Annotated in this window: 5 protein-coding genes; all 5 read right to left on the bottom strand. The window is 55.5% G+C overall.

The genetic code is table 11. The annotated features are described in order from the left end of the window. Positions 1–352: acetylglutamate kinase (gene argB / locus WCE46_RS09765; RefSeq protein ID WP_424733523.1), on the bottom strand; the 352-nt coding region annotated here is incomplete at its 3' end. Then, on the bottom strand, positions 352–1,509 hold the full coding sequence (gene argJ / locus WCE46_RS09760; RefSeq protein WP_424733522.1) for a bifunctional ornithine acetyltransferase/N-acetylglutamate synthase: 1,158 nt from the start codon (positions 1,507–1,509) through the stop codon (positions 352–354). The genes argJ and argB, both read right to left, overlap by 1 nt. A gap of 46 nt (positions 1,510–1,555) precedes the next feature. After that, positions 1,556–2,032 (bottom strand): CBS domain-containing protein, encoded by a 477-nt coding sequence (locus WCE46_RS09755; RefSeq protein ID WP_424733521.1) that lies wholly within the window; start codon positions 2,030–2,032, stop codon positions 1,556–1,558. 13 nt (positions 2,033–2,045) lie between these two features. Beyond that, positions 2,046–3,032 carry an N-acetyl-gamma-glutamyl-phosphate reductase gene (gene argC, locus WCE46_RS09750; protein ID WP_424733520.1) on the bottom strand — a complete coding sequence of 329 codons (987 nt, stop codon included), beginning with the start codon at positions 3,030–3,032 and terminating at the stop codon, positions 2,046–2,048. A gap of 123 nt (positions 3,033–3,155) precedes the next feature. Continuing rightward, positions 3,156–3,628 (bottom strand): ADP-ribosylglycohydrolase family protein (locus WCE46_RS09745; protein ID WP_424733519.1); only part of this gene is annotated, 473 nt, incomplete at its 5' end.

Below are 3,628 nucleotides of genomic sequence, written 5' to 3'. Positions count from 1 at the left end.
GCCCGACACCCTTTGCACCGCATTTGGCGATAAGCGAGATGATGCCCTTGTTGATCTTGCCGACGAGCACCATTTGGGCAATCTCCAGCGTCTCCTGATCGGTGACCCGGAGCCCCCCGACAAAGACTGACTCTTTCCCAAGGGCCTTCATCTTCTCGGTGATCTCCGGCCCGCCCCCGTGAACGAGCACGACATGGATCCCGACGTAATGGAGGAGGACTGCATCCTTTATGGCGTTTTCAAGGACCACCGGGTCGACCATCGCATGGCCGCCGAGCTTGATAACGATAGTCTTGCCGTGGAACTGCTGGATGTAGGGGAGGGCCTCCATGAGGACGTCCTCGCGCTTCATCATGTCGTATACCTCCCGTTGATCTCGACATATTTCTCAGTAAGATCGCAGCCCCATGCGGTCGCCTCTTCCTTTCCGGCCCCAAGGTCAAGCACGAAGATGACCTTGTTACCGTGCATCGCTGCCTTGGCTTTAGTCAGATCGGCGATAATCTCACCGGATTTTACCAGGGGGTACTGGTTGTTCCCGTCGCTGATCCACAGCGAAACCGCGTTCGGGTCAAACTTAACACCGGCCCGACCTGCGGCCGCAATGACACGTCCCCAGTTGGGGTCTTCACCGTAAACCGCCGTCTTTACAAGGGGTGATTCGATCACGACCCGGGCAACCTTTGCAGCTGCGGCCTCTTTTGGGGCACCGCGGACAGTGACTTCGAGGAGTTTGCTCGCGCCTTCACCATCAGCTGCGATCTGCTGCGCAAGGGAGCGGCAGCACGCTTCGAGCGCAAGGGAGAACTCCTTTTCATTTACCTTTCCGGCATCGCCGGTTGCGGTGCAGAGCGCGATGTCATTTGTACTCATATCGCCATCGACAACGACCCGGTTGAACGTCCGCTGTGCGGCAAGTTTGAGCGCCTCCTTGAGAGGTTTTGCCTCGATCTGCGCATCGGTGTAGATGAACGAGAGCATCGTGCCCATGTTAGGGGCAATCATGCCGCTTCCCTTGGCAATCGCCCCGATCGTGAAACTTTCATTTTTAACGAGCGCGTGCTTGGGGCGCGTGTCGGTCGTCATGATAGCATGAACCGTGCGATCCTCGGCATCCGGATTCGAGGTGAGTTTGAGAGCCACATCGGCACACTGGCGCCGGATCAGGGAAAGGTCGAGGTACCGGCCAATAACCCCGGTGCTTGCCACACCGACTGATGTTGCATCCACGCCCAGTGCGGATCCGGCATACTCTGTCATGGTGACCGCGTCTTCGTACCCCCTCTTTCCGGTGTAGGCATTCGCGCAGCCGCTATTGGCGATGACTGCCTCCAGTTTTCCTGATTTAATCTGCTTTCGCATCAGTTCGATAGGAGCCGCCTTTGCGAGATTCTCGGTAAACACGCCGGCTGCAGTTCCGCTTGCGCGGATAAGTGCCAGACCGAACTTTCCTTCCTTCACCCCGTATGCGGTGACACCTTTTACCGCACAGATACTCTTATAGACCATGTTCCTGTTCCCTCCGCTGGTAGTGGTTACTTTTGCGTTTGATGTTTCAGGTTGAATATGATGCGCCGACTGCCTGGACAATATCGGCACGGGTGAGTATTCCGACCAGTTTTTTCCCTTCAAGTACCGGCAGACGCGCGATGCCCTCTTTAAGCATCAGTGCGGCAGCAGCCTCGATATCCATGTCCCCTGTCGCGGTAACGACCCGGTGAGTCATCACTTTTTTTACCGGTAGATCCCCGATATTGCGCAGGGCATCCTTGGTCTTCTCCCAGTTGACAAATTCCCGTATCGGCACCTCAATGATCTCAAGGGGAGACGGGAGCCAGAGATCATCGGAAAGTTTCCTGGTCTCCAGTTGTGCGATGACATCGGATTCCGTGATTATCCCGGCAAGGGTGTCCCCTTCCATAACGGGCAGTCCCCCGATGTGATGCTGGCGCAGGATCGCAACCGCATCGCGGAGCGGGGTATCTACAGTACATGTCAGGAGATTTTTTGTCATGGCTTCTGAAACAAGCATCGTGTTCACTCCGTTATGGCAGCAGACCGGCTGCGACAAGACCGTCGGTTTCCTTAAACCCGCACATGATGTTCATATTCTGGATGGCCTGCCCGCTTGCTCCCTTGACAAGATTATCGATCGCTGACGCCACGACCACCCGCATGCCTTCGCTCTCGACCATGAGATCGCAGAAGTTGCTGCCCCGGACTGCCGAGAGCATCGGCTTCTGGTACCGGACGAAAAATTCGTCCTTGTAGAAATCCTGGTACAGTTTCTCGACCTCTTTCGTTTCCATAGGCTCGTTTAGGAGGATGTGGGCGGTGGTAAGGATGCCACGGTTGACCGGTACGAGGTGGGGTGTGAAGTAGCATTTCGCGGTTGAACCGAGCTTTGAGAGTTCCTGTTTCATCTCGGCGAGATGGCGGTGGCTGGTCCATTTGTAGGGCGTGATATTGTCACCGACGTTCGGGTAGTGGGTGGTTGCTGACGGGTTGTCACCCGCTCCGCTCACACCTGTCTTTGAATCAAAGATGACCGTGTTTGCGTACCGGGCTAGCGGGGCTGCGGCAAGGGTGGCACCGGTGGGGAAACACCCGGGGTTTGCCACAAACTTCGCATTGATGCACTCTTTCCGGTGCAGTTCGGGGATACCGTAGGGTGCAGGGAAATAATCCGTGTGCGTGACGCCATACACTTTCTCAAAAGTCTCCTTTGGGAGGCGGTAATCGGCACTTAAATCGACCACCTTGATCCCCCGTGAGAGGAGTTTTCCCGCGATGGACATGGCCGCTGTGTGTGGAACAGCGAGAAATGCAACATCTGCATCCAGCGCATCCGGCAACGGATTCTCGAATTTGAGATTCGTGAATCCTTTGAGATGGGGATGGATCTGGTCAAGAGGTGTCCCTGCCAGTTTGCGCGATGTGGCGCAGACAACCTCCGCGGCAGAATGATGGTACAGGAGGCGGACCAGTTCCCCACCGGCATACCCCGAAGCCCCGACAATCGCAACTTTCATATATGGATCTTTTTATTCCTGAAAACTTAACCTTTTGCGGAAAGCGGATGCAGGAATTCCGGGGATTCTGAAAAATATCGCAAAAATAAGATTTATTCCGGTTTTTAGGGGATTTGCAGAGTATCAGGTTTCGAGTTTTCGGGTGTAGATATCGAAGATGCGCTGGGAGAGTATTTCGATCCGTTGCCGGTCTTCGAGACCCTCCAGAAGATCGACGGGGATTGCATCGATACCCTTGCTTGCCCCAAGATACGCCCCGCAGATAAAACCGATTGTATCGGTGTTTCCGCCCACATGGGCCGCAACGGTCAGGAGATCGGCAGGGCGCTGGTACCGGCTGATCAGGAAGAATGCAATGGGAAGTGTCTGGTACAACGACACGTCATTGCCGATCTTAAGGACTGCGGTGTCCGTTTCTGTACCATCTTTTTCAAGCTCGATTGCGTTATGGATCTTGCCCCCAAGCACCTCGTCCTCGTTCTGTGCCTGCTGCAGGGCCTTCCCGACAGGGTCGGGGAGTTCATGCACCGCGTGGTACAGCAGCGTGATAAATGTCGAGACCGCGGCGTGGGCTGCCGGGTGGGTATGGGTTATCG

Origin of the sequence: Methanoregula sp. (genome assembly GCF_049690535.1) — an archaeon.
Lineage (GTDB): Archaea > Halobacteriota > Methanomicrobia > Methanomicrobiales > Methanospirillaceae > Methanoregula.
Note: the sequence above shows the minus strand (reverse complement) of the source record. Positions and strands in the feature narration are given on the sequence as shown.

Bases quoted from the DNA above. Each gene is read 5' to 3' on its own strand.
- argJ (WP_424733522.1), bottom strand. From the start codon at position 1,509: ATGGTCTATAAGAGTATCTGTGCGGTAAAAGGTGTCACCGCATACGGG.
- WCE46_RS09755 (WP_424733521.1), bottom strand. From the start codon at position 2,032: ATGCTTGTTTCAGAAGCCATGACAAAAAATCTCCTGACATGTACTGTA.
- argC (WP_424733520.1), bottom strand. From the start codon at position 3,032: ATGAAAGTTGCGATTGTCGGGGCTTCGGGGTATGCCGGTGGGGAACTG.